The 22,651-nt window shown below is 59.7% G+C and carries 21 protein-coding genes; 9 read left to right on the top strand and 12 right to left on the bottom strand.

The genetic code is table 11. The features are described 5' to 3' along the window. Positions 1-63: 63 nt before the first annotated feature. The 4 genes from SynA1524_RS04955 to glmU all read left to right on the top strand — a co-directional run bounded on the left by SynA1524_RS04955 (position 64) and on the right by glmU (position 5,264). The gene (locus SynA1524_RS04955) at positions 64-1,626 is read left to right on the top strand and encodes a UbiD family decarboxylase (protein WP_186499516.1); all 1,563 of its coding nucleotides are present in this window, start codon (positions 64-66) and stop codon (positions 1,624-1,626) included. Positions 1,627-1,717: 91 nt separating this feature from the next. Next, entirely contained in the window at positions 1,718-2,977 is a 1,260-nt protein-coding gene (gene aroA / locus SynA1524_RS04950) for a 3-phosphoshikimate 1-carboxyvinyltransferase (RefSeq protein WP_286188736.1), read from the top strand. Next, entirely contained in the window at positions 2,958-3,884 is a 927-nt protein-coding gene (locus tag SynA1524_RS04945; RefSeq protein ID WP_186499197.1) for an MnmC family methyltransferase, read from the top strand. Before aroA ends, SynA1524_RS04945 begins: the two co-directional genes overlap by 20 nt. Before the next feature lie 27 nt (positions 3,885-3,911). Beyond that, on the top strand, positions 3,912-5,264 hold the full coding sequence (glmU, locus tag SynA1524_RS04940; protein WP_186499515.1) for a bifunctional UDP-N-acetylglucosamine diphosphorylase/glucosamine-1-phosphate N-acetyltransferase GlmU: 1,353 nt from the start codon (positions 3,912-3,914) through the stop codon (positions 5,262-5,264). On the opposite strand, the gene SynA1524_RS04935 is transcribed toward glmU, so the two are convergent. The 6 genes from SynA1524_RS04935 to menD are packed head-to-tail and all read right to left on the bottom strand — an operon-like array spanning position 5,261 to position 11,961. Continuing rightward, positions 5,261-6,610: a UDP-N-acetylmuramoyl-tripeptide--D-alanyl-D-alanine ligase gene (locus tag SynA1524_RS04935; protein ID WP_186499196.1), complete on the bottom strand. Its 1,350-nt coding sequence runs from the start codon at positions 6,608-6,610 to the stop codon at positions 5,261-5,263. The genes glmU and SynA1524_RS04935 overlap by 4 nt on opposite strands. Then, the gene (locus SynA1524_RS04930) at positions 6,607-7,254 is read right to left on the bottom strand and encodes a hypothetical protein (RefSeq protein WP_286188694.1); all 648 of its coding nucleotides are present in this window, start codon (positions 7,252-7,254) and stop codon (positions 6,607-6,609) included. Before SynA1524_RS04930 ends, SynA1524_RS04935 begins: the two co-directional genes overlap by 4 nt. A 2-nt stretch (positions 7,255-7,256) precedes the next feature. Beyond that, positions 7,257-8,798, bottom strand: coding sequence for a glycogen synthase GlgA (gene glgA, locus SynA1524_RS04925; protein WP_186499195.1), 1,542 nt, complete (start codon positions 8,796-8,798; stop codon positions 7,257-7,259). A gap of 55 nt (positions 8,799-8,853) precedes the next feature. Further along, complete coding sequence (locus SynA1524_RS04920) at positions 8,854-9,399, bottom strand: L,D-transpeptidase (protein ID WP_186499194.1); 546 nt, start codon at positions 9,397-9,399, stop codon at positions 8,854-8,856. A 4-nt stretch (positions 9,400-9,403) separates the two neighbouring features. Next, the gene (gene menB, locus SynA1524_RS04915; protein ID WP_186499193.1) at positions 9,404-10,273 is read right to left on the bottom strand and encodes a 1,4-dihydroxy-2-naphthoyl-CoA synthase; all 870 of its coding nucleotides are present in this window, start codon (positions 10,271-10,273) and stop codon (positions 9,404-9,406) included. A gap of 5 nt (positions 10,274-10,278) precedes the next feature. Next, positions 10,279-11,961 (bottom strand): 2-succinyl-5-enolpyruvyl-6-hydroxy-3-cyclohexene-1-carboxylic-acid synthase, encoded by a 1,683-nt coding sequence (gene menD / locus SynA1524_RS04910; protein ID WP_186499513.1) that lies wholly within the window; start codon positions 11,959-11,961, stop codon positions 10,279-10,281. A gap of 54 nt (positions 11,962-12,015) precedes the next feature. Between menD and lepB the strand changes: the two genes are divergently transcribed. Further along, the gene (gene lepB, locus SynA1524_RS04905) at positions 12,016-12,609 is read left to right on the top strand and encodes a signal peptidase I (protein ID WP_186499192.1); all 594 of its coding nucleotides are present in this window, start codon (positions 12,016-12,018) and stop codon (positions 12,607-12,609) included. Positions 12,610-12,657: 48 nt separating this feature from the next. Then, positions 12,658-13,011: a DUF760 domain-containing protein gene (locus SynA1524_RS04900; RefSeq protein WP_011127860.1), complete on the top strand. Its 354-nt coding sequence runs from the start codon at positions 12,658-12,660 to the stop codon at positions 13,009-13,011. Here SynA1524_RS04900 and SynA1524_RS04895 read toward each other — a convergent pair. Next, positions 13,001-14,197: a DUF4336 domain-containing protein gene (locus tag SynA1524_RS04895; protein WP_186499191.1), complete on the bottom strand. Its 1,197-nt coding sequence runs from the start codon at positions 14,195-14,197 to the stop codon at positions 13,001-13,003. The genes SynA1524_RS04900 and SynA1524_RS04895 overlap by 11 nt on opposite strands. A gap of 114 nt (positions 14,198-14,311) precedes the next feature. Here SynA1524_RS04895 and SynA1524_RS04890 point away from each other — a divergent pair, with 114 nt between their 5' ends. Both SynA1524_RS04890 and SynA1524_RS04885 read left to right on the top strand, forming a co-directional pair. Beyond that, a complete protein-coding gene (locus SynA1524_RS04890; protein ID WP_186499190.1) occupies positions 14,312-15,535 on the top strand; it encodes a site-specific integrase in 1,224 nt (407 codons plus the stop codon). Between the two features lie 287 nt (positions 15,536-15,822). Further along, on the top strand, positions 15,823-16,848 hold the full coding sequence (locus SynA1524_RS04885; protein WP_186499189.1) for a hypothetical protein: 1,026 nt from the start codon (positions 15,823-15,825) through the stop codon (positions 16,846-16,848). Positions 16,849-16,968: 120 nt separating this feature from the next. Here SynA1524_RS04885 and SynA1524_RS04880 read toward each other — a convergent pair whose 3' ends face one another. Together SynA1524_RS04880 and SynA1524_RS04875 are read right to left on the bottom strand one after the other, a co-directional pair. Then, positions 16,969-17,145 (bottom strand): excisionase family DNA-binding protein, encoded by a 177-nt coding sequence (locus SynA1524_RS04880; protein ID WP_286188693.1) that lies wholly within the window; start codon positions 17,143-17,145, stop codon positions 16,969-16,971. Between the two features lie 223 nt (positions 17,146-17,368). Next, positions 17,369-17,740, bottom strand: a complete 372-nt coding sequence (locus tag SynA1524_RS04875; protein ID WP_186499187.1) for a hypothetical protein — start codon at positions 17,738-17,740, stop codon at positions 17,369-17,371. Positions 17,741-18,675: 935 nt separating this feature from the next. Between SynA1524_RS04875 and SynA1524_RS04870 the strand changes: the two genes are divergently transcribed. Continuing rightward, a complete protein-coding gene (locus tag SynA1524_RS04870) occupies positions 18,676-19,089 on the top strand; it encodes a hypothetical protein (protein WP_286188692.1) in 414 nt (137 codons plus the stop codon). 442 nt (positions 19,090-19,531) lie between these two features. Here the strand turns inward: SynA1524_RS04870 and SynA1524_RS04865 are convergent, their stop codons facing one another. The 3 genes from SynA1524_RS04865 to SynA1524_RS04855 are packed head-to-tail and all read right to left on the bottom strand — an operon-like array spanning position 19,532 to position 22,493. Continuing rightward, on the bottom strand, positions 19,532-20,626 hold the full coding sequence (locus SynA1524_RS04865; protein WP_186499186.1) for a type III polyketide synthase: 1,095 nt from the start codon (positions 20,624-20,626) through the stop codon (positions 19,532-19,534). Positions 20,627-20,629: 3 nt separating this feature from the next. Beyond that, complete coding sequence (locus tag SynA1524_RS04860) at positions 20,630-21,775, bottom strand: NAD(P)/FAD-dependent oxidoreductase (protein WP_186499185.1); 1,146 nt, start codon at positions 21,773-21,775, stop codon at positions 20,630-20,632. A 1-nt stretch (position 21,776) separates the two neighbouring features. Further along, positions 21,777-22,493 (bottom strand): class I SAM-dependent methyltransferase, encoded by a 717-nt coding sequence (locus SynA1524_RS04855; RefSeq protein ID WP_186499512.1) that lies wholly within the window; start codon positions 22,491-22,493, stop codon positions 21,777-21,779. Positions 22,494-22,651: the final 158 nt, after the last annotated feature.

Below are 22,651 nucleotides of genomic sequence, written 5' to 3'. Positions count from 1 at the left end.
GCCACGCTCATCATCGGCGTGCGACACAGTACCGAGATCGACCGTGATCTCCTCGTCGCCTCCATGGCCCTGTTCCGATCTGGCCCGGCCACCCGCGACCTGCGCGGTTTTCTGCAAGTGCTGGATCAGCGCGGACAACTCAAACGGATCACAGCACCGGTGGACCCCGATCTTGAACTGGCGGCCATTGCAGACCGCGTGCTCTCCCAGGGGGGACCCGCCCTGCTGTTCGAGAAAGTGATCGGGTCGTCGATGCCGGTGGCGGTGAACACCCTCGGCACCGTGGAACGGGTGGTCTGGAGCATGGGTCTCGAACGAGTCGAGCAGCTGGAGGACCTTGGCTCGAGGCTGGCCCTCCTGCAGCAACCACGCCCCCCGAAGGGACTCAGCGAAACCAAGCAGTTCGCCCGAGTGTTCTGGGATCTGGTGAAGGCCAAACCCGACCGTGATCTGACACCCCCCTGCCGGCAGCAGATCTTCAAAGGTGACGCGGTCAACCTCGACAACATCCCCTTGATCCGCCCCTGGCCAGGGGACGCGGGTGGGGTGATCACCCTGGGGCTTGTGATCACCAAAGACCCGGAAACCGGCGTGCCGAATGTGGGGGTCTACCGGCTGCAGAGGCAGTCGGTGAAAACCATGACCGTGCATTGGCTCAGCGTGCGGGGCGGTGCCCGCCATCTGCGCAAGGCTGCAGCGATTGGCAAGAAGCTTGAGGTGGCTGTTGCCATCGGCGTGCACCCGCTGCTGGTGATGGCCGCCGCCACCCCGATTCCCGTGCAGCTGAGTGAATGGTTGTTTGCAGGGATCTACGCCGGAGAAGGGGTGCGTCTCAGCCCCTGCAAGACCCTGGATCTGCAAGTGCCCAGCCACAGTGAAGTGGTCCTGGAGGGAACCATCACCCCAGGCGAGGTGCTGCCCGACGGCCCCTTCGGCGACCACATGGGCTTCTACGGCGGAGTGGAGGACTCACCACTGGTGCGCTTCCACTGCATGACGCAGCGACGGGATCCGGTGTTCCTCACCACCTTCAGTGGGCGTCCACCCAAGGAAGAGGCGATGTTGGCCATCGCCCTGAACCGCATCTACACCCCGATCCTGCGTCAGCAGATTCCGGAAATCACGGACTTCTTCCTGCCGATGGAAGCCCTCAGCTACAAGCTGGCGGTGATCTCGATCGACAAGGCGTATCCGGGCCAGGCCAAACGCGCAGCGATGGCTTTCTGGAGTGCCCTGCCCCAGTTCACGTACACCAAGTTCGTGGTGGTGGTGGACAAGCACATCAATGTGCGGGACCCGCGCCAGGTGGTGTGGGCAATCGCAGCACAGGTTGATCCTCAGCGGGATTTGTTCACCTTGGCGGACACCCCCTTCGACAGCCTCGATTTCGCCAGCGAGCAACTTGGACTGGGCGGCCGTCTGGCCATCGACGCCACCACGAAGGTGGGTCCGGAGAAAAACCATGACTGGGGGGAACCGCTCAGCCGTCCGGCCGACCTGGAGGAACGGGTGTCCGCGCGCTGGTCCGAACTCGGACTGGATGGACTGGGCCAGGACGAACCGGATCCGAGCCTGTTCGGCTATGCCCTCGATCGCTTGATCCAGGGCCTGAAGACCAGCCCATAGGATCGGGCCCAACGACGGATCAGTCTTGAGCGCCAACGGCCCTTATCACCCTGCCCGTGAACTCAAGGCCGGCGGGTCGCTGTCGGGTCATATGAAGGTGCCGGGGGACAAGTCGATCTCCCACCGCTCCCTGCTGTTCGGTGCCATCGCGGAGGGCACCACCACCATCGACGGTCTGCTGCCGGCGGAAGACCCCATCAGCACCGCCGCTTGCCTGCGGGCAATGGGTGTGCGGATCAGCCCGATCGAGGCCGGCGGCCTCGTCACCGTTGAGGGGGTGGGCCTGGACGGGCTTCAGGAACCCGCTGAAATTCTCGATTGCGGCAACTCCGGCACCACCATGCGCCTGATGCTGGGGTTGCTGGCTGGACGGGCCGGCCGTCACTTCGTGCTGGATGGTGATGCCTCCCTGCGTCGCCGGCCGATGCGACGGGTGGGTCAGCCACTGGCCTCGATGGGGGCAGTTGTTCGGGGCCGTGAGAGCGGCAACCTCGCTCCGTTGGCGGTGCAGGGCCAAAGCCTGCGTGGCACGGTGATCGGAACGCCTGTGGCCAGTGCTCAGGTGAAGTCAGCCCTGCTGCTGGCGGCCATTACGGCCGACGGAACCACCACCGTGATCGAACCGGCCCAGTCCCGTGACCACAGCGAGCGGATGCTGCGGGCCTTTGGTGCTGATCTGGAGGTGGGGGGCGAGATGGGGCGTCACATCACCGTTCGCCCCGGCAACACCCTGAAGGGCCAACAGGTGGTCGTCCCGGGAGACATCAGCTCAGCAGCCTTCTGGCTGGTGGCCGGTGCCCTGGTGCCTGGCGCGGACCTCACCATTGAGAACGTCGGCCTCAATCCCACCCGAACAGGCATTCTCGAGGTGCTCGAGCAGATGAATGCTCAGATTGAGGTGCTGAACCGTCGCGATGTGGCCGGTGAACCGGTGGGCGACCTGAAGATCACCCATGGACCGTTAAAACCGTTTTCTATCGGCGAAGAAATCATGCCCCGCCTCGTGGATGAGGTTCCGATCCTCAGCGTCGCCGCTTGCTTCTGCGATGGCGAAAGCAGGATCAGCGGCGCCTCGGAGCTGCGGGTGAAGGAAACCGATCGCCTTGCGGTGATGGCACGCCAGCTCAAGGCCATGGGTGCTGAGATCGAGGAGCACGAGGACGGCATGACCATCCGCGGCGGACGCCCGTTGACGGGCGCTGCTCTGGACAGCGAAACCGACCACCGGGTGGCGATGAGCCTGGCGGTGGCCTCATTGCTGGCGTCTGGCGATTCGACCCTGCAGCGCAGCGATGCTGCAGCCGTGAGTTACCCCAGCTTCTGGGACGACCTTGACCGGCTCCGCTGCTGATGCCGATGGCCTGCGGATATACCCCACGGCCGATGGCAGTTTCAGCCTGAAAAGCGAGCGGTTCGCAGAGGCGTTCCACAATTCAGCTGGCGCGCTGAACGAAGCACGGGCGAAGTTCTCGAGACCGGCTGAGCTGAACCGCTTCTGTGCTGCCGATCGTCTCAGGATCCTCGATGTTTGCGTTGGCCTTGGCTACAACACAGCGGTGATTCTGGAAGACCTGCCCGAGCCAGCCCCTGCCGTGCAGTGGTGGGGCCTGGAATTGGACCGGCGACCGCTGGATCTGGCCCTCGAGCAACCGACATTCCGGGACCTGTGGAGAGCAGATGTTCTGGAGCGACTGGAGGGGATCCAGGCCAATGATGGCTGGAGCGATCCTCCGCATGTCGGATATCAGCTCTGGGGAGATGCAAGAACCGCGCTCGCGCGGATTCCGGACCAGCAGAGGTTCGACCTGATCCTGCAGGACGCGTTTTCACCCCAACGCTGCCCCGAGCTATGGACCGAGGAATTCCTCGCTGGACTCTCCGCACGCTTGGTGCCGGGGGGACGGCTGCTCACCTACTGCCGGTCGGCGGCGGTGCGGGCCAGTCTTCAACGGGCCGGGTTGCAGCTGTACTCACTGCTGCCGGCCCCGGGGGAACGGGTCGGCTGGAGCAGCGGAACGATGGCGGTGCAACCGGGCGGCTCATGCACAGCGGAAGGTCCTGGCTGGCGTCCCCTCAGCCCGATGGAGATGGAGCATCTGTTCACCCGCGCCGCCGTTCCCTTCCGCGATCCCGATGGTGAGGCCAGCTCCAGCGAGATCCTCGAGAAACGGGTTCTTGAACAACAGGCTTGCGACCTAGAACCCACCAATGCCTGGCAGCGACGCTGGCGAGGGGACGCTGCCCTCCAATCCCAGTAGATTCCGGCCGGTTTGTTCATGGCCGAGATGCTTGCCGTCGCCGTTCTGGCCGCTGGAAAAGGCACCCGGATGAAAAGCGCGCTGCCCAAGGTGCTGCAGCCCCTGGCCGGTGCCACCCTCGTGGAACGGGTGCTCGCCAGTGCCGCCAACCTTCAGCCGGAACGTCGCCTGCTGATCGTGGGGCATCAGGCCGAACGGGTAGAGGAGCAGCTAGCAGCCATCGGCGGACTCGAATTCGTGCTGCAGCAACCCCAGAACGGCACCGGCCATGCCGTGCAACAGCTGCTGCCGGTGCTGCAGAGATTTGAGGGTGAATTGCTGGTGCTCAATGGCGACGTGCCCCTGCTCCGGGCGGAAACGATTGAATCCCTTGCGAATGGCCACCGACAGAGCGGAGCCGATGTCACGCTGCTGACGGCACGCCTGGAGGACCCGACGGGCTATGGCCGGGTGTTTGTCGATGCCGATGGGAAGGTGAGCGCCATCGTTGAGCATCGCGACTGCTCCGAGGAGCAGCGCAGCAACAACCTCACCAACGCCGGCATCTATTGCTTCAACTGGCAGGCGCTGGCGGAGGTCCTGCCCAAGCTGAGCACCGACAACGACCAGGGGGAGCTCTACCTGACGGACACCGTGGCGATGCTGCCGCTGGCCATGCACGTGGAAGTCGCCGATCCCGATGAGGTGAACGGCATCAACAACCGCAAGCAACTCGCCCAATGTGAAGCCGTCCTGCAGCAGCGCCTGCGCGACCACTGGATGGCGGAGGGCGTCACCTTCGTCGACCCCGGCAGCTGCACCCTCAGTGAAGACTGCCGCTTCGGTCGCGATGTGGTGATCGAACCGCAAACCCATCTGCGCGGTAGCTGCCGCATCGGCGACAACTGCCGCCTGGGACCCGGCAGCCTGCTGGACAATGCCGAGCTCGGCAACGACGTTTCCGTGCTGCATTCCATTGTCCGGGAGGCCACGGTGGGCAATGGCGTTGCTATCGGACCTTTTGCTCATCTGCGTCCGGCGGCCGACATCGCCGATGGTTGCCGCATCGGCAACTTTGTGGAGGTGAAGAAAAGCCAGGTGGGTGCCGGCAGCAAGATCAACCACCTCAGCTACATCGGCGACGCCAGCCTCGGTGAGAACGTCAACGTGGGAGCCGGCACGATCACCGCCAATTACGACGGTGTGCGTAAGCACCGCACGGTGATCGGCGATGGGAGCAAGACCGGCGCCAATTCGGTGCTGGTGGCCCCTGTGACCCTGGGATCCAAGGTGACGGTTGGTGCAGGATCGACAATCACCAAGGATGTGCCTGATGGCGCCCTGGCCATCGGCCGCGCGAAGCAGTTGAGCAAGGAGGGCTGGGCAGACCGTCCGGCCTAAACCGACGGCAGCAAGGGGATCAACCGTTCCAGGGCGACACCGCGGCTGGCCTTGAGCAGCACCACATCACCGGCCTGTAGCCACTGGCCCAGGGGGGCAGCTGCTGCCTCAGGCATTGCGACCAGAGCCAGACGATCCAGGCCGGAAGCAACGTTGGCCATGGCCTGGCCTTCGTCTCCGCCATCCACCAGCACCACCCCATCCAGCTTCAGTGCAGCGGCCCTTGCGGCCACCTGCTGATGGAGCTCAATGCTGCGATCTCCCAGCTCCAACATGGTGCCCAGCACCGCGAAACGCCGGCCCGGCTGATCAGCGAGAAGGTCGAGAGCCGCCAGCACCGCCTCGGGCGAGGCGTTGTAGGTCTCATCCAGCAGCGTGAGTCCCCCCTGCTGCAAACGTCGATTGCGGCCGCCGGGGATGTTGACCTGCAACTGCGCAGCGCTGGCTGGATCAACCCCCAGATGGGAGCCCACCGCCAGAGCCAGCAGCAGATTGCGGGCGTTGTGACGACCATCCAGCGGCAGAGGGACAGAAGCCTCATCCAGTAGGAGACGATCGTTCCGAACGGCGCCGATCAGGTCAGCAGTGATGTCCGGGTCATCCTCCAATCGCACCCGCAGCACCCGCCCCTGCCAGACAGCAGCGAGAGCCTGCTCCAGCAATGGGTCGCCGGCGGGGATGACCACCACCCCCTGCGGATGAAGGGCAGCCGTGATCTCGCACTTGGCGGTGGCGATGGCCTCGCGACTGCCCAGCCGCCCGATGTGGGCGGTGCCGATGTTGGTGATCACAGCCACATCCGGTTCAGTGCAGCGGGACAAGCGGGCGATCTCTCCCGGTCCGCGCATGCCCATCTCAATCACCAGAGCGGCATGGTCCGAACCCGCTCCCAACACGGTGAGGGGCACGCCGATGTCGTTGTTGTTGTTGCCGTCACTGGCTTGAATCGCCCCCAGCGGCGCCAGCACAGCCCGAATCAACTCCCGTGTTGTGGTCTTGCCGGCGGAACCGGTCACGGCCACCAGGGGCAGGCCGAGCTGACGGCGGTGCAACAACGCCATCTGTTGGTAGGCCGCCAGGGTGTCATCCACTCGCCAGTGCAGCAATCCGAAAGGAAGCGGCGCTGTCCAGTCCAGCGACACCACAGCCCCCTGCCCCCCCAACGCCGGCAACTGCTCGAGAAAGCGATGACCATCGAAGCGTTCCCCCACCAGGGGAACAAAGAAATCGCCGGCCTTCAGATGGCGGCTGTCGGTGCAGACCGTCCCAACGGGTTGATCCGGGTTCACCACAGCCCCCTCCGGTTCCCCCCAGAGATCAATGAGCTGCTGGATCCGCAGGGTCATGCCGGCGCCACATTGTTGAACAGGATCATGCCGCTGCCGACCCGGGCTGACCGCCCGATCAACTGATCGTCGCGCGCCAGCAGCCGCAGCTCGCCGTAGCCCAGATCGGCGCAACGGGCCTGCCACTCCATCGCCAGTTCCTGGCGGCGGGCTTCCGGCAGATCCCACCAGCTCTCGGCAAGGCGCAGCTCAAGGCGGTTGTTCACGCCATCGGGCTGGGCCGCCAGCAGCAGATCTTCGGGCGCTGAACCATCCAGAAACAGCTCCAGCAGCGGATCGATGCGCAGCGGTGGTGGCGGCTCTGGCTCAGGGATGATCACCACCGGCTCCTCTTCCGGGATTGGATCGGGGGCCGGAAGTTCGCGGATGGCAACCGGGGGCGGTGGCGAGGGATTGACCGCTTCCGGCGGCGGCGGCATCAGCAGAACCCCAGCTGACACAAGTGCGGCCAGCACCAGGGCCAGAACCGCAGGCCAGAACCAGGGCAGCAGGTTGTTGGGCCAGAACCCCGGTACCGAAAGATCCCCCTCCCGGTTGCGTCGCCAGAGCTCCTGGCCTCGCAGGCCCAGATCAGCCCAGAGAGCCCGCAGGTTGCGGGCGAGCTCTTTCCAGGGGCTGACGTAGGGCGCCGGGAGATTGGGCAAGATCAGCCGGCCCTGCGGCCGAAGAGACGATTGAGGGGGTTGCGGCTGGGGCCGGACGGCGCGGTGACCGCCTCGGGAGCTGCAGTGATCGCATCATCCTCTGGGCGAGAGGGATCCGCAGCCTGTCCCTGGGAGAACTGTTCCACCATTGCGGCGTCAGGGGTGGGTTCCTTCAGACCGCAGACATCGCGGTACATGACGTCGTAATCGATGGCCGAACGGTCCCAGCTGTAATCCTGCTGCATGCCGCGCTTCTGCAACTCCTGCCAGCTGCCGCGATGGCGGTAGGCCTCCCAGGCACGCACCAATGCGGTGTAGAAGTCGACAGGTTCGAAGCGATCGAAGCAGAAGCCAGTCCCGCTGGCATCGGCTGGACTATGGGGAGGAACGGTGTCCACCAGTCCGCCCACCTTGCGCACCACAGGAACGGAGCCATAACGCATGGCGTACAGCTGGCTGATGCCGCAAGGCTCGAAGCGACTGGGCATCAGGAAGGCGTCACTGCCGGCATAGATCAGTCGGGAGAGGTCGTCGTCGTAGGTGAGGAAGACGGCGCAACGGCCGGCATGGCGGGAGGCCAGCTGCCACAGGCCAGATTCCAGGCCACGGTCACCGGTGCCGAGCACCACGATCTGCGTGTCGGTGTAGGCGAGCAAACGGTCCGCCACCTGCAGAAGCAGGTCAACGCCCTTCTGATCGACGAGTCGGCTGACCATGCCGAGGACAAAGGCGTCGTCACGCACCTCAAGACCCATGCGCTCCTGCAACACCCGCTTGCAGACCGCTTTACCGGAGAGGTCGTCGGCGCTGAAGGTGGCCGGCAGAGCCCGATCGGTCTGGGGGTTCCAGGCCTCGAGGTCAATGCCATTGAGGATGCCGCGCAGCTTGCCGGAGACGAAATTGAGCAAACCATCCAGCTTTTCGCCGTACTCCGCCGTACGGATTTCTTCGGCGTAGGTGGGGGAGACGGCGTTGACCCGGTCGGCGTACAGCAGTGCCGCCGCCATGGTGTGATCTCCCTGCATGTACCAGGGGCACCAGGTGATGCGATCCAGCTTCCAACGCCAGGGGCCCTGGTACTTGAGGTTGTGGATGGTGAAGACCGTGCTGATCTCCGGGTCTTGGTGCATCCAGACCGGAATCATGCCGGTGTGCCAGTCGTGGCAGTGAAGAACATTCGGCTTCCAGACATTCCAGGCGAATTCAGCGGCGGCACTGGCAAAGAAGGTGAAGCGCCAGTCCTCATCTTCACCGCCATAGATCCGCTCGGGATCGAACACCGGATGTCCCACCAGATAAATCGTCATCCCATTGCCGGGATGCTTCGTCTCGTAAACCGCGAATTCCGTACCCATCGTCTGGGCGCGCCAGATGGGTTCGCCCGAGATCGTCAGCTTGGTCCAGAGCTTGGAGTAGCCGGGCATGATCAGCCGCACGTCGTGGCCAAGCTTGGCCAGAGCCGGGGGCAGCGATCCCACCACATCCCCCATGCCACCGACCTTGATCATCGGGGCGCATTCCGCGGCAGCGAAGAGGATGCGCATGGATGAAATCGGCGTTGGCGCGGCGACTTTAAGGGGAATTCGTCGATCTGCCGGCTCAGGGCAGCACGGTCACCTGGGTACCGAGCTTCACCTGCCCATAAAGCCTGCGCACATCCTCGTCGTAGAGGCGCACACAGCCATGGGAGATGGCCCGGCCCACGGTCCAGCGGTGGGGGGTGCCGTGAAAGCCGGTCGTGGTGCAGCCCTTGATCTTGATCCAGCGATCGCCGTCATGGGCATCGCGGCCGAGGCAATCGCGTTGAAAGGCGATCCAATGGCTGCCCAGGGGGTTGTCTGGTCCCTGCTCCTCCAGCCGCTCACCGGTGACGGGGTGCACCCAGACGGGTTGATCGATCTTCTGAAACACCGCGAAGTTGCCGGTGGGGGTCTCCCAACCAGGCATGCCAGTGGCTACGGGGAAGGCGAGGCTCAGGTTGCCGTTCTCGAGCAGCAGCAGACGACGCCGCCCCCGCAAGAGAACGATGTGCCGATCCTTCTGCTCACGCAGTTCTTCCGGCAGCGACGCCAGGGCTTCCATCAGCGAATCCATCGAGGCCGCCTGCAGCAGGGGCAGTGGTTCTGGGAGGGTGACCGGAAGCATGCGCTCAAGGTAACCAGCCGGTTTCAGAGAAGTCAGGGGGCCGTTTCTCCAGGAAGGCATTGCGGCCCTCGAGCGCTTCGTCGGTTCGGTAAAAGAGATGCGTGGCATTGCCGGCCAGCTCCTGGATGCCGGCCAAGCCATCGGTTTCCGCATTGAACGCTGCCTTCAGGCAACGGATCGCGGTCGGGCTGTGCTGCAACACCTCCCGGGCCCAGCGCACCCCTTCCGCCTCCAGTTGATCGAGGGGAACCACAGCATTGACCAACCCCATCCGCAGGGCCTCGTCGGCGCCGTATCGGCGACAGAGGAACCAGATCTCGCGCGCCTTGCGCTGTCCCACCACCCGGGCCAGGTAGCCGGCTCCGAAACCACCATCGAAGCTGCCCACCTTCGGGCCGGTCTGCCCGAAGACAGCGTTGTCCGCGGCCAGGCTGAGGTCGCAGAGCAGGTGCAACACCTGACCGCCCCCCATGGCGTAGCCCGCCACCAGGGCGATCACCACCTTGGGCAGGCTGCGGATGATCCGTTGCAGATCGAGCACATTGAGCCGCGGCAGGCCGTCATCGCCCGCGTATCCGCCGTCAACGCGCACGCTCTGATCACCGCCTGAACAGAAGGCGAAGCCACCATCGGCGGCGGGGCCCACCCCGGTGAACAGCACTACACCGATCGAGCGGTCGTCTCGGATGCGGCTGAAGGCATCGCAGAGCTCCACCACGGTCTGAGGCCGAAAGGCATTGCGCTTGGCGGGGCGGTTGATCGCCACCCGGGCGATGCCCTCGCTGCAGCGGTCCACGAAGATGTCGGTGTAAGTCCCCCAGGCTGTCCACGCCGCTGCGGGGTCACCGGGGAGCACCTGCCGCAACTCGGCCATCAGCTTCAGAGCAGAGGTTCTGCATTCTGCGCAGCGGAGCGCAGCTGGGTTCGCAAGCGGGCATCCGCCTCACGGTCCGTCGCCAGCCGCAACAGAGCAGGCCGTCCCTGAGCCAGCCCCCACTCGAGGGCCTTAGGCAGATCCTCCAGGCAGGCCACCTGTCGCCCGTCGATGCCGTGGGCAGCCGCCAGGGCCAGTGGGTTGACCCGCTGGGGCATGGCGAAGAGGCGATCGAACTGCTTCGACTCAACCGGCAGCTGCTGGAAGATGCCGCCGCCCTGGTTGTCGATCAGCAGCACCAGGAGCGGCGGGCTGCCTTGGGCGCCATGCAACCAGCCATTGCTGTCGTGCAGCAGGGCCAGATCGCCTGTCACCAGCACCAGGGGGCCCTGCTCCATGGCCAGTCCCATGGCCAACGAGAGCGTTCCATCGATGCCGGATGCTCCGCGGAAGCTGAAGCAGCGGCGGTTTTGAGCCTTGATTCCGCCCCAGATCAGCCAATCCCGGACGGGGGAACTGGCCGCCAGCATCACCGGCAACTGCGGCGGCAGCAACAGCGACAACCAATGGGCCAGGGCCGGTTCGTTCACGGCTCCCTGCAGTGGCAACCGCTGCCGCAGCAAAGCCGCCATCCCGGACTGAGGCATCACTGGCTCCGGTGTCGATGCGACTGTGGAGTCCTGGTTCTGCTCCGCCCACCAGGCCGCCAGCCCGCCACTCCATTGATCTGCAAGCCCCAGCGGGTCGAGACCACGGGGTTCCCCCTCACTGATCAGCAGTTGCGGCCCCGTCTGCCGCTGCAGCCATGCCTCCAGCCGCCGACTGGCGGGCAGTGGCCCCAGACGCAGCACGGGGCTGCCTGGCGCCAGCTGCAGGCGATCAAGCTGAAGCTCCCAGCCATCCAGCTGCCCAGGACACTCGGCGGGGATGGCGGCCAGTGGATCCGCTAACAAAGGCCAACCGCTACGGGCCAACCACTGCCGCAGAGCCTGCTGATACGCCGGCAAGGCTGGAGCCAATCCACGCCAGGGGCCGGCCACCACGACGCCCGCTTGGTTGGGATTGAGCTGAGGGGCTGCCCCCAGCGTTGAATCACTTGATGGTGCTGGCGCCGAGCGCTGCAGGCCGGACACCTGCACCGACTGCTGATCCTCCGGGGACCCATGCAACGGTTCCTCAAACGGAAGGTTGAGCTGCACCGGTCCAGGGGGGCGGCCGTGGCAGTGCCGCCAAGCCTCATGGGCAAGATCGAAAAGCGCTTGAGGCGGCTGGCTGGCCAGTCCCTCCGGGGCTCCATGGCCCAGCCAACGGCAGACCGACTGCAGAAACTGCTCCTGATTCACGGTCTGATTGGCACCGCAATTTTTCAACCGGGCGGGGCGATCAGCGGTGAGCAGCAGCAGCGGCTGGGTGGAACGGTCGGCTTCAACGGCTGCCGGCAGCAGGTTGGCGACGGCTGTGCCGGAGGTGGTGACCACCGCCACAGCACGACCACGGGAGGTGGCCATGCCCAGGGCGAGGAAGGCCGCCGACCGTTCATCGATGGCCGTGGTCAACGCCAGATCACCTCGGGCTGCCAACAGCCCGGCAGCAGCCGCCAATGGACCGGAGCGGCTGCCCGGACACAGCACCAGCCGCGTCATGCCCTGCTGACGCAGACCGTCCAGCAGCGTCAGGGCCGCCTGCAGATTGGCGCGGGCAGTGGTCAGTGCAGTGGTTCTGGCTGGTGCGATCTTGGGTCAATGACGCCCCCATCCACCACACCCCCCGCCCAGGAGAGCTCCAAAGGGTTCTGGCGGAACCTGATCGTCTGGGCACTGCTGGCGCTGTTACTGCGCTGGGTGGTGGTGGAACCGCGCTGGATTCCATCGGGGTCGATGCTGCCCACCCTGCAGCTGCAGGACCGGATCCTGGTGGAGAAGATCCGACCTCGGCTGACCCGACGCCTGCACCGGCACCTGCAGCGCGGGGATGTGGTGGTGTTTGCACCGCCGCAGCAGCTGGTGGCTGCTGGATACGACCCCAACGCGGCCTTGATCAAACGGGTGGTGGGCTTGCCCGGTGATCAGTTGATGGTGGAGAACGGCGTTCTGCGCCGCAATGGTGAGGAGATCAAAGAGCCCTGGATCAGCGAATCCATGGACTACGTCATGGCACCAATTCAGGTGCCCGAAGATCAGCTGTGGGTGATGGGTGACAACCGCAACGCCAGCCTGGATTCCCATCTGTGGGGACCGTTGCCGGAGCGCAACGTGATCGGAACAGCGATCTGGCGCTACTGGCCGTTGCAGCAGTTCGGTCCCTTACGGATCCCCGCCCCTGCTGATGGCAGTTGATCACGGGTGCTTGCGTTATGTTCAGGTCCGTGATGTAGATCACAACGGATGTTCAACCCCGAGTTCCTGACCACTGACAGCAACGACGGTCAAGCGGGGAACAGCCTGATCCAGTACCTGCAGGAGCAAACACCGGACACCTTGCAGCGTGTCGCGAAGTCCGCCAGCAACGACATCCAGGACATCATTCGCCACAACGTCCAAGGGTTGCTGGGAATGCTCCCCGGTGAACACTTCGAAGTGAAGGTCACAGCCAACCGCGACAACCTGGCAAACATGCTTGCTTCAGCAATGATGACGGGCTACTTCCTGCGTCAGATGGAGCAGCGCAAGGAGCTGGAAGAGACCTTGTTCGCTGATGAGCAGATGGCCATCGAGCCGGACGACGAACTCAACCTCTGAGACGAGGTTGCTCAGGCACTACGCCGAGATCCAGCAAGCGTTGATCAATCGATCCAAGAAACTCCCAGTTGCTGGTGCTGGGTGCCCAGGGGCGTTCGGTCAGATCCCGAACAAGTGAATCCAACGTTCCTGTCGTGAAACCGATGGGAGCGCTGTAGTGGGCTGACACCAGCCAGCGCAGATCGCTCCATTGACCCAGCTGCTCCAACCAATCGAGCAGAGATTTCTTGGCACGGGGTAACACCAACCGCTCCAACACCGGCGCCACCTGAATTTTGGGCTCCGCTTCCCCCATCAACTCAGCAGCGGCGGCCTCCCAACCCGGCTTCCACCGAAAGGGATAGAGCCCGAAGTGGGCTTTGGCCGATCGCAGACCGGGGCGAAAGGCATGGCGAAACACCTCCTTGAGGGTTGGCACCTCCAACGGTTCCGGCCGCAGGTAGGAGGCAAACAGCACCAGCCGCGCCCAACCACGTCGACGCGCCTCGGGCGTGTCGTGCAAAAGCTGATCACCCCGCTCGCGGGCGTGGAACAACAGCGCCGTGGGGTCGAGATCAAACAGCGAAGGCGGCTCAACACTGATGCCCACCAGGGCATCGGTGACCAGCAGAGCGCCTGACGGACTATGAAAACAGGAGATCTCCTGGAAGCGACCGACGCCAAGGTCGAGGGGTCCCAACGACAACCACTCACAAACATCGCCATGGGGGACGCCATCGTCTAACAACACATGCGTGCGGCGTGCCGGAACGCCCAACCAGGCCAGAGGCAACTGAACCGGGAAGCTCCACTGCCCGGGGCAGACCCAGACATCAGCCTTGGGGAACGCCCGAGCCAGGGGTCCCAGGGGAAGCTTGTGCTCCAGACCAGAGGCGGTGGGCAGCACGATCGTGCGCACGGGCCCATGCTGCTGTTCCAGCCTGGCAATGGCTTGGCGAACCTCACCGGTCGGCGGCAATGGGTTCACCAACATCAAGCCACCGGGCACCTTGGCAACGGTGAGCCGCACCGGAACAGCCACGTAATACACCCCCTGCAGCTGCTCCAGACTCCAGAGCTGGCCAGGGATCAACTCACTGAACAGCGTGTGGCGGCGGCCATAGGGATAGAGCGGCAGCAGCGGCCACCACGGCCAGCCCTGATCATCTCGCGAGATGCCCTCAGTTGCACTCAGATCTCCTGCCATGACTGGATTCAACTCTCTCGTGGTCTCAAGCTGTGCAACTGGGCACAACCTTGTGCGAGTGGCTTTAGGGACAAATCAGGGATAGGTTAGGCGTGCAAGCCACTCTGTCCCTGAATGACAGCAGCCACTGGGCTTCGCCGCAACAGCGCAAGGCTGAAGGGCCTAGCCAAGTATCTCCGCACCAAGCACTCTGATCGCTTCGGGCTGTCACTGCGGCGCAAGACAAGGCCCAGTGGAGAGGAGTTGATCTACCTGACCTTCAACACCAGGCCTGAAGGAAGCGGTGACCAGAAGTGGCTGAAGTTAAACGCGTCATACCAAGACGGTGACGTCGTGATCTCAACGGCTGTTGATACGGCACTCGCCGAATTCGACAACAACCTCCAAAGGAATGCGGGCGGACCCGTTGGCAGCTCGCTGGGGGTTTACCAACGACAAGCCTTAGGACGAATCGAACACTCAGGGAACTCTGAGAAGCACGCTGCGCGACGGGTGAAATGGCTGAAGTCCTGTGTTCAGTGGCTTTCAGAGAACAACTGCAGGGCCACCAGCAGAGATGACCTTCTGCGTTGGATCCAAAGCTGGCCAGCCGAAGCGCGGAGCCGCAGAGACGCGATCTCGTCCGCATGCTTGCTGTATGGGATTGCCACTGACGGGAAGCAACTCAATCCTGGCCTGGACTACGGCTACCAAGCTCCACAGGCTGGACAGGGAAAACCCGTAGACCCGGCAGAGATCCAGCGAGTGATCCTGAACCTCTGGGATAGAGCTCCGGAATCCGACTTAGCTCACGCTGCTGCCTGGCTGACATCTTGGGTCGCTATCACAGGTGCGCGTGGAGCCATGGTGATGGCCTCCAGGCTGTTATGGACGTCTCCAGGAAGTCTGGAAGTAGGCGTTGGGGTCTATGTGGATTGTCGAGACAGCAAACGCGGCAGGAATCGACAATCCAAACTATCCCCGTCATGGAAGCAACTTTTGGAGGCCATCGGCGTCAAGCGACTCAACACACCTCCACAACGCCTAAGAGACGCGGCAAGCCCATGGGATGAAAAACCCAGTCAAGATCAACAGAGAAAAACCGAACAAGAGCTTGCGTCAATCCACGGTTGGATCTGGCGAGAACTATCAGAAGAACGTGGCTTGAAGAAAGATCGAGAGCTGATCGGACTTAGAACTCTTCGGCATAACGCAGCGAGACGGCTTTTAGAAGTGAAACAACTAGACGTTCTCCAGATCGCTAGCCTTCTCTCAACCTCTGAAGACATGCTCCGCAAGACATATTCCGACCATCACCGTTTTCGCTCTAACGAAATCATCCGAGAAGTCTTCGGATAGGAAAAAACAGAAGCAAGCGACTAATTCAGCAAGGGTCCTTCAGGAAACTACCAAGCAGAATTTCTCAAAAGAAATTGACGCACGTGTCAGAGATATTCAAAAAAAGCTTGAACACTTGCTTGCTCAAGCTAAGATAAGCCAATACCATTAATTCCTACAAGACCAATTCAAAAGCAAAAAGATATCAATTGATCGACAGAAGGAAAACGCAAACCTAAAGTAAATAGAAGAAATTCAACAGAAGGAAAACGCAAACCTAAAGTAAATAGAAGAAATTCGGCAGAGGCATGAACGCGATCTCTCCTGCATCTGACAGCTTTGCCTTCGATCAATCAGAAGTTCGGCTCCTGGCATCCGTCAAGTACTGGGCTCTAAAGGCATCATCAAAGGAAAGCATCCTTCCGAACCGCCAATCTCTAAAAAATATTTTCAGAGATTCATCAGACATAGTAGACCAAGATCGCTACAGGAAACTCAAGGCAGATTGGTGCGAACAATGGAAAAGAACCACCTGCGATCTTCTCGAACTAGGCGAACTGATTAATGAGGATAAACTTCACGAAGCTCTAAACGAGGCAAACTTACATAACACCAAAACAGCAGCTTTTTGCGTTGAGGCAGCTACATGGGCACCTTTCCATGAATTCACAGAGGGAGACACCCGATACCAAAAACTAAGAACGGACGATATTGACTTCAATAATTACTGTAAATACATATGCAACCTTCCAGTTTTGCGTACATTTTCGGCAGTCACGCTTAAAAGCATGCGGGATGACTATGAAGCATGCACAAAGAAGATCGTAAAGACAGTCAACGGAGAAAATTACACGTGGATCTGGGTTGGGGCTGGTGCTCTTGCACTTCTTCTGGTAGCTCCTTATGCCGCTGGGATGATCGGCGGAATGATGGGACTTACAGGAGCCGCAGCAACATCAGCAGGACTCGCGTTCCTGGGAGGAGGCTCACTTGCCGCAGGCGGAATGGGAATGACAGGTGGATACGTTGTACTTATGGCCGGAGGAGCATTAATGGGCTATGGAGGGGGATCAAAGCAATATCGTGAAAGATTTACAGAAACAAGTAAAGAAGAAATTTTAGTCAACTGCTCGAAGCTCCACGCCATGCGAGATCATCTAGGCATAACGCCTGAGGAGGTTTGCAAAAACTTACATGCTATGCAGATAGACTTTGACACATTGGCCGACAATTCATATTGCCAAGGCAAGACAAGTGATGGCAAAGATCAATCATCCAAAGCCATTGTTCTTGCAACTTACAGAAGAATTGCTCGGGGAGAACTAAACACCTGAAACAAACAACAGTGAGCATCAACCCCACAAGTGGCTGTGTAAGCCACTTTGGGACCACTGCAGCAACGACTCCCCAAAGAGACCATCCCTAAAACGTACCTACGGAACGAATATTGCTTACTAGAGCCTTTTCAAGGCAATCAAAACAGCATCTCTATCCCAAATATGTTCTCCTCGAGGAGACAAGGGATTAATTTTGCAACGATGGCATCCGTCCCTCAAGACACCATCTCGTATCATCCGACCCAACGTATTCCTATGGATACCGAGATATTCAGCAAGTTCACGGGTACGCATCCATGATTTAGACGTCGATGCCATTGAATTGCTAGAGCTGAATATTATTAGCAACTACTGAAAGCGCAAAGAGGCAAAAAACGAAACCCCACGCAAAGAAATTCTTAAGCCTGTGCCACTCCGTACCGGGAGAAACAGACCAGCGTTGCTGCTGATCATGTCATAACAAAAGCGGTCATCGAGTAATTCCAACATTTATACATACATACTAAACAATGTAGGCTCAACCATCACCCAACCTGGAATTCTGAACATTTGCAATTACGTTAAATGCTATACCTAGACGAGACCAATCAGCATACAAATGCTTTGCCATCTCGTGATCATAAGACTTGTATAAATATTTTTGGTAATTATGAAAAAAAGCTCCAAGCAATTGAACATGCGCTAAGCATTTAGCTTTCAGCAAGAGTCGATCGCCATCGTCATCTAAACACAATGTAGAACAAATATTCTTATACTCTCGACTCACCAGTTCCTCGAGCTCAGACACATTATCAACTGAGCAAGCAGAAGACATTTCGGTAGTCTTAAGTGAATAGATCCCATCATTTAGATCTTCCACACAAAAATCGTCAATCACAGGTGAGGTCATTTGCTTTCTACAGTTAAGGCCGTATCAAATAAGCTTCAAGGGAAGAGGTAATCAACATTAGTTAAACATCAACCTCAACTCGAAGCACAAGCAATGCAAAAAATCGATGCAATCATCATAACAAGATCAATTATTAAACAAACAGAAAGCCACCTGCAGGGATCCAAAGATGTTGAACAGCGCTAAACCCTCGGGTCAACATCTGCAAAACATCGAAGCGCACAAGAGGAGCGGGCTCTATTGCGTGCAGAAGGGCCTCTGAGGCGCGAGGAGGTGGAGTCACTAACCGTAGGCCGAAAGTGGACGCGGCGGTCAGGAAATCGCTCCAGCGGCTTAAGGCGAAGGGTTTGATCGATTCCGAACCGACCGGGACAAGGCTCGGAAATTTGGTTTATTGGGCCGTGACTGCCTCGCGGGGAGACAGAGAATTATTTTTGTCCCAGGTAGGGTTAAATCCAGTCGTTGCAAGGGAAGTAGGCCTGGGACAACCCTGGGACAACCCTGGGACAATCGGCTGAATTGACGGAAAATGTCCCAGGCGCTTCTGAGACAGATAGGTGTACCCATCTACCCTGGGACAACTCCTCTGAAAAAAATGGGTTGTCCCAGGGTAAATCCCAGTCAGGCACTCAAAAACCCCACCCTGGGACAACTGGCGGGGGGTATAGGGAAACTGACCAGGAAGACCCTCGCTTAGGTGCACCTAGATGCCTGGCGAGCCTCAACTGGGCTAAAGGGCTTCAAGACTGCTCAAACTGCGGCGTCACAACATTGAACTTGTTAAGGGGCTTGTCCTCAAAAGGCAGTAGGCAACGGCCCTACGAACCAACAAAATCTGAACAGTGATTGATCGCCGCATGAAGGTGCTGCACCAACTCCAGAACCTTCTGATCACGGCGTAAGTAGGGCTGCTTTTGTTCTGCAGCGCTGGCAGGGTGGACGCCTGCGTCGAAGGGCTGGCATGGGGCATGCCGTTCGAGCAAGTGGCGATCCATCTGGGTCAAGGCCAAGCCCTGAACGAAGAGCAGGACGGTTGCTACATCAAGAGAGATGTGTTTCTGGATCGACTCCCCGTTTCACAGGCCACGTTTGAAGTCGACCCAGAACAAGGGCTGACGAAGCTGGCTTACGAGTTCGCCATTGATGACATGACAGAGGTGCTTGCAGGCCTGCGCGCTCAACATGGGCCACCGCTAAGCACCAGCCTCGACCACGACAGCCATAACGACCAGGTCTGGGTCTGGAACACCGGTGAAGACCTGATCACTGCCGTGAAATCAGAGGCTGCCGGCCAACAGGCCTTCCTGATCTCTTATCGGCCCAGCAGATTGCGTCCTGAAATGCTTTAACGCGGCTTCCTTCTCAGTCCATGCAAGAAACTCTGCTGCTTCCCGAGATTCACGTTTTCAATCCGGAGGAATTTTTCAGGTAAGGAGATGGTTGTCGTTGCACCCCATCCTGCCCAGTTGCACAAAATTCCAGAGACGACTCAAGGACAAGCAGCTTCGACCTATTCTTGCAACATGAAACCGAGTGGCAGCAGCGGCCAGAAACCCCAGCGCTGATGAGCAGGATTCACACCAGCTCCAGCCACCACACTCCCCATCGATGCAGTGATTCTGTCGAAGGAAAGGGGCAAGGCAGAGCAAAATCACTGAAAAGATTCACGCCACTGACGCCTCTGGGGACACCCAAGTGTGACATCGCCGAGCAACATCATCCGATCAGAGATATGTACAGATGCGATGATAATTCCCCAGGCAGTGAAACAGGCAAAACGAATATTGACTGTTATTCAAAATCAAAAAGTGCAACCTCAGCACTCAGCCCAGGGCCAAAGGCCAGTGCAAGACAAGGACCAGTAGTTGACCGCCGACGCAATCGATCAAGAATGAACAGGATCGTTGCGGATGACATGTTGCCGTGATCCTGAAGTATGCCTCTGGATTCGTGCAGTAGGCCTGGGTCCAACGACAAAACCTCTGCACAGGTGGAGAGAATTCTGGGTCCGCCAGGATGCACAGCCCAGCTCGTCACCGCCTCAAGATCAATCGACTGATCCTTGAGCCAATCTCGCAACCAAGGCAACAAGGCAGCACCAACCGTTTCCGGAACAAGGGGAGACAACCCCATCGCAAAACCATGGTCGCCAATCTCCCATTGCATCAGATCTGCACTATCAGGAATCACTGTTGAGCCACTGCGGCGCAAGACCAAGGATTGATCAGAAAGGGAAGGATCCGAGGAGGCGACAACAGCAGCCGCCCCATCAGCAAACAAAGCATTGGCAACGACCTTCTCTGGGTGCCAGCCATAAGCCATATGGAGGCTACAAAGCTCAACAGCACAAACCAAAACAACCGCCTTTGGATCCATTTCCGCGAAGGCATGGGCAACACGCAAGCCATTCAGCGCAGCGTGGCATCCCATGAATCCGATGTGTGTCCTCTGAACACTCGGCGATAGATCAAGCTTTTCAATCAAGAAAAGGTCAATACCAGGTGAATGAAACCCAGTACAACTGACCGTGATGAGGTGGGTGATCGCCCCTGATGAGATATCACCATCAGATAGCGCCTTCGTAGCAGCCTCAAGAGACAACCCACCGGCGTGAGTGTTATAAGCATGCATCCGTCGTGCCGTCCCAGGGCTTTCTGAGCCGTAGAAACTGAGACGATCCTTGGTCGTGCTCGTGCCATTGAGACCATCATTCTCGAGGAGCACACTTCCACGGGTGAGAACCTTGGTTTTCTGATAGATGCGCGACATCAGCCTTGAATGCTCAGGACTTTCTGCATTGATGCGATGCGCCACTTGCACCGCTTCTGCCTGGCTCAATCGCTGAGTTGGTACTGCCGTACCCATTCCGTGAAGGATGAGAGGCATGGATTAAGACCTCGCCATTAGGGGATGCACGCGATTGAGGCTGCTGATAATGCGTTGCGGTACAGCAGGCCATTGAGACCCGAGGCTGAACAATGCGGTTGTGGTGAGCGGTTGTCTCAACACAGTCGACAACACACTGCACACGCGCTGACGACTGATCGTCAGATCCACCAGCCTTCTTCGCCAACGCCGCTCCAGATCCACTGTCCATTCCCCCTGAGCTTCCTCAACAAAGGGAGCAACCGACGCACCCGCAGCAAGAGCCCAGGCCATTCCCTCACCGGTAAAAGGCTCCACGTAACCTGTCGCATCGCCGAGCAACAAAAAGCGATGCCCTGCAAACGCACCGGCACGACGGGTCAGTGCGGGGGTTAATTGCCAGCGAGACGACTCCAAAGATCGAGGCAAGGCGAAGCCGGCTTGAGTCAGAACAAGTTGTGCCGCACGCGCCACACCGCCGGAAGACTTGACCACAGCGCGGTCGAAAGCAGCAGCCAAGTTCAGAGCACCATCTTCACGGCGAACCAAGCCGACGTAGCCATGCTGGCCAATGGCCATATGAATGGTCCCAGACTCGTAAGTTCCGTCGTCATCGGCGATGAGGCAACCCGCACCAAGCCTCGATTCCGGGGTGCTTTTGGAACTGGCCGCATGAGATGGAGAAATCACCTGGTGCTCTAAGCCGGCTGCGACCAGTACGACACGGCCACTGATACGTTCCACTGGAGCACCACTGGGAGGACGTAACCGCACCATTCGACCTTCAGGAGTCATCTCCTCAAGCACGGCACTGGTTCGAAAGCGCAATGTTGCGCCAGCACCCTCAGCGGCGTTGACCAAAGCCTGATCAAAGCGCTCCCTTGACAAAGCCAAACCGCCTGGCAAACCAAGCTTGAGCGACTTACCACCCCAACCAAGACGAAGTTGATCGAGAGGCACAGCACCTTGATCGTGCATGAGGTTCGGGAGGCCTGTGGCACTCAGTGATGCCAGAGAATTGGCGTTAAAGCAGCAACCACACACCTTCCAGCGGGGGAAGGACCGTTTCTCAACCACCAGAACTCGCAGGCCGCGATTTGCACAATCGAAGGCTGCCAAGCCTCCGGCAACTCCTGCCCCAATCACGATGACATCCCAATTGCTTCGCATGTCAGTGGGGTGTCCAGCAGAGCCGGTAGCGCTCTGGCCAGCTCCGTTCCAGAACACAGTCACGCAAACCGGCTCGAGAGGCGAGATCCAAAATCTCCGTGGGGGTGTAAGCCCCCTTGACTGACACAGGTCCATCGTGATGAACCACCCAAGATCGGCTCAGCAGTCGCGTACCCATCCAAGCCAAGGAATACCCAAGACGGCTCCTAATCAGATCGTCAACAATCACAAGTCGACGAGCCCTAGCTGCCATCCCTTTGAGTAGTCGCACCACATCGGGTGGATCGAGATGGTGAACAAAAAGTGTGCAATACACCACATCAAATTGCTTGGATCCAGACGGTTCAAGAGCATCCTCAACAAACACACCAACACCACTTTCTGATCTGGCAACATTGCGGCGCGCGATCCGCACAGCTTCAGGGTTCAGGTCACAAGCTTGAAACGAGATGTTGAGGTGACGTCTTCGAGCGAGCGCATCAAGCTCAATTGCCGTATCACCACCTCCGCAAGCCAGCTCCAACACGCTCAACTGAGTCGTGGGACTTTCGCTAGCGAGCTTCTCTAAATAACGCAAAAGGCCTGGTACACAACGACTGATGGCATTAATCCGTCGAAGACCTTGAAGGGCTCGGACATGCTCAGCAGGATCGAGACCAGGTTGGTCCATGACCTCAGGCTGCCGATCACGTGGCATCGATATCCAGCCTGAAGACATGTGTTGGCCATTTCTCCTTACAAAGCTAGAAGAAACGGTATTGGTAATGCTTGTTTTTGCCGAAGCCACTGGCTGCCCGCAAAGCCGTGCTTGGCATTTGTTATAAGATTCACAGAGAGTGGAAAAGCTGAAAGGCATTATTTGTTTGAATCCAAAAT

The sequence above is a fragment of the Synechococcus sp. A15-24 genome (assembly GCF_014280195.1).
Classification (GTDB): domain Bacteria; phylum Cyanobacteriota; class Cyanobacteriia; order PCC-6307; family Cyanobiaceae; genus Parasynechococcus.
This window is presented reverse-complemented; position numbering and strand designations above follow the sequence as displayed.

Bases quoted from the DNA above. Each gene is read 5' to 3' on its own strand.
- glmU (WP_186499515.1), top strand. From the start codon at position 3,912: ATGCTTGCCGTCGCCGTTCTGGCCGCTGGAAAAGGCACCCGGATGAAA.
- SynA1524_RS04865 (WP_186499186.1), bottom strand. From the start codon at position 20,626: ATGCCTCTCATCCTTCACGGAATGGGTACGGCAGTACCAACTCAGCGA.
- SynA1524_RS04880 (WP_286188693.1), bottom strand. From the start codon at position 17,145: ATGCGTACCCGTGAACTTGCTGAATATCTCGGTATCCATAGGAATACG.
- SynA1524_RS04890 (WP_186499190.1), top strand. From the start codon at position 14,312: ATGACAGCAGCCACTGGGCTTCGCCGCAACAGCGCAAGGCTGAAGGGC.
- SynA1524_RS04895 (WP_186499191.1), bottom strand. From the start codon at position 14,197: ATGGCAGGAGATCTGAGTGCAACTGAGGGCATCTCGCGAGATGATCAG.
- menB (WP_186499193.1), bottom strand. From the start codon at position 10,273: ATGGCCGAGTTGCGGCAGGTGCTCCCCGGTGACCCCGCAGCGGCGTGG.
- lepB (WP_186499192.1), top strand. From the start codon at position 12,016: ATGACGCCCCCATCCACCACACCCCCCGCCCAGGAGAGCTCCAAAGGG.
- SynA1524_RS04875 (WP_186499187.1), bottom strand. From the start codon at position 17,740: ATGACCTCACCTGTGATTGACGATTTTTGTGTGGAAGATCTAAATGAT.
- SynA1524_RS04860 (WP_186499185.1), bottom strand. From the start codon at position 21,775: ATGCGAAGCAATTGGGATGTCATCGTGATTGGGGCAGGAGTTGCCGGA.
- aroA (WP_286188736.1), top strand. From the start codon at position 1,718: ATGAAGGTGCCGGGGGACAAGTCGATCTCCCACCGCTCCCTGCTGTTC.
- SynA1524_RS04885 (WP_186499189.1), top strand. From the start codon at position 15,823: ATGAACGCGATCTCTCCTGCATCTGACAGCTTTGCCTTCGATCAATCA.
- glgA (WP_186499195.1), bottom strand. From the start codon at position 8,798: ATGCGCATCCTCTTCGCTGCCGCGGAATGCGCCCCGATGATCAAGGTC.
- SynA1524_RS04955 (WP_186499516.1), top strand. From the start codon at position 64: ATGGCCCTGTTCCGATCTGGCCCGGCCACCCGCGACCTGCGCGGTTTT.
- SynA1524_RS04855 (WP_186499512.1), bottom strand. From the start codon at position 22,493: ATGTCTTCAGGCTGGATATCGATGCCACGTGATCGGCAGCCTGAGGTC.
- SynA1524_RS04935 (WP_186499196.1), bottom strand. From the start codon at position 6,610: ATGACCCTGCGGATCCAGCAGCTCATTGATCTCTGGGGGGAACCGGAG.
- SynA1524_RS04900 (WP_011127860.1), top strand. From the start codon at position 12,658: ATGTTCAACCCCGAGTTCCTGACCACTGACAGCAACGACGGTCAAGCG.
- SynA1524_RS04920 (WP_186499194.1), bottom strand. From the start codon at position 9,399: ATGCTTCCGGTCACCCTCCCAGAACCACTGCCCCTGCTGCAGGCGGCC.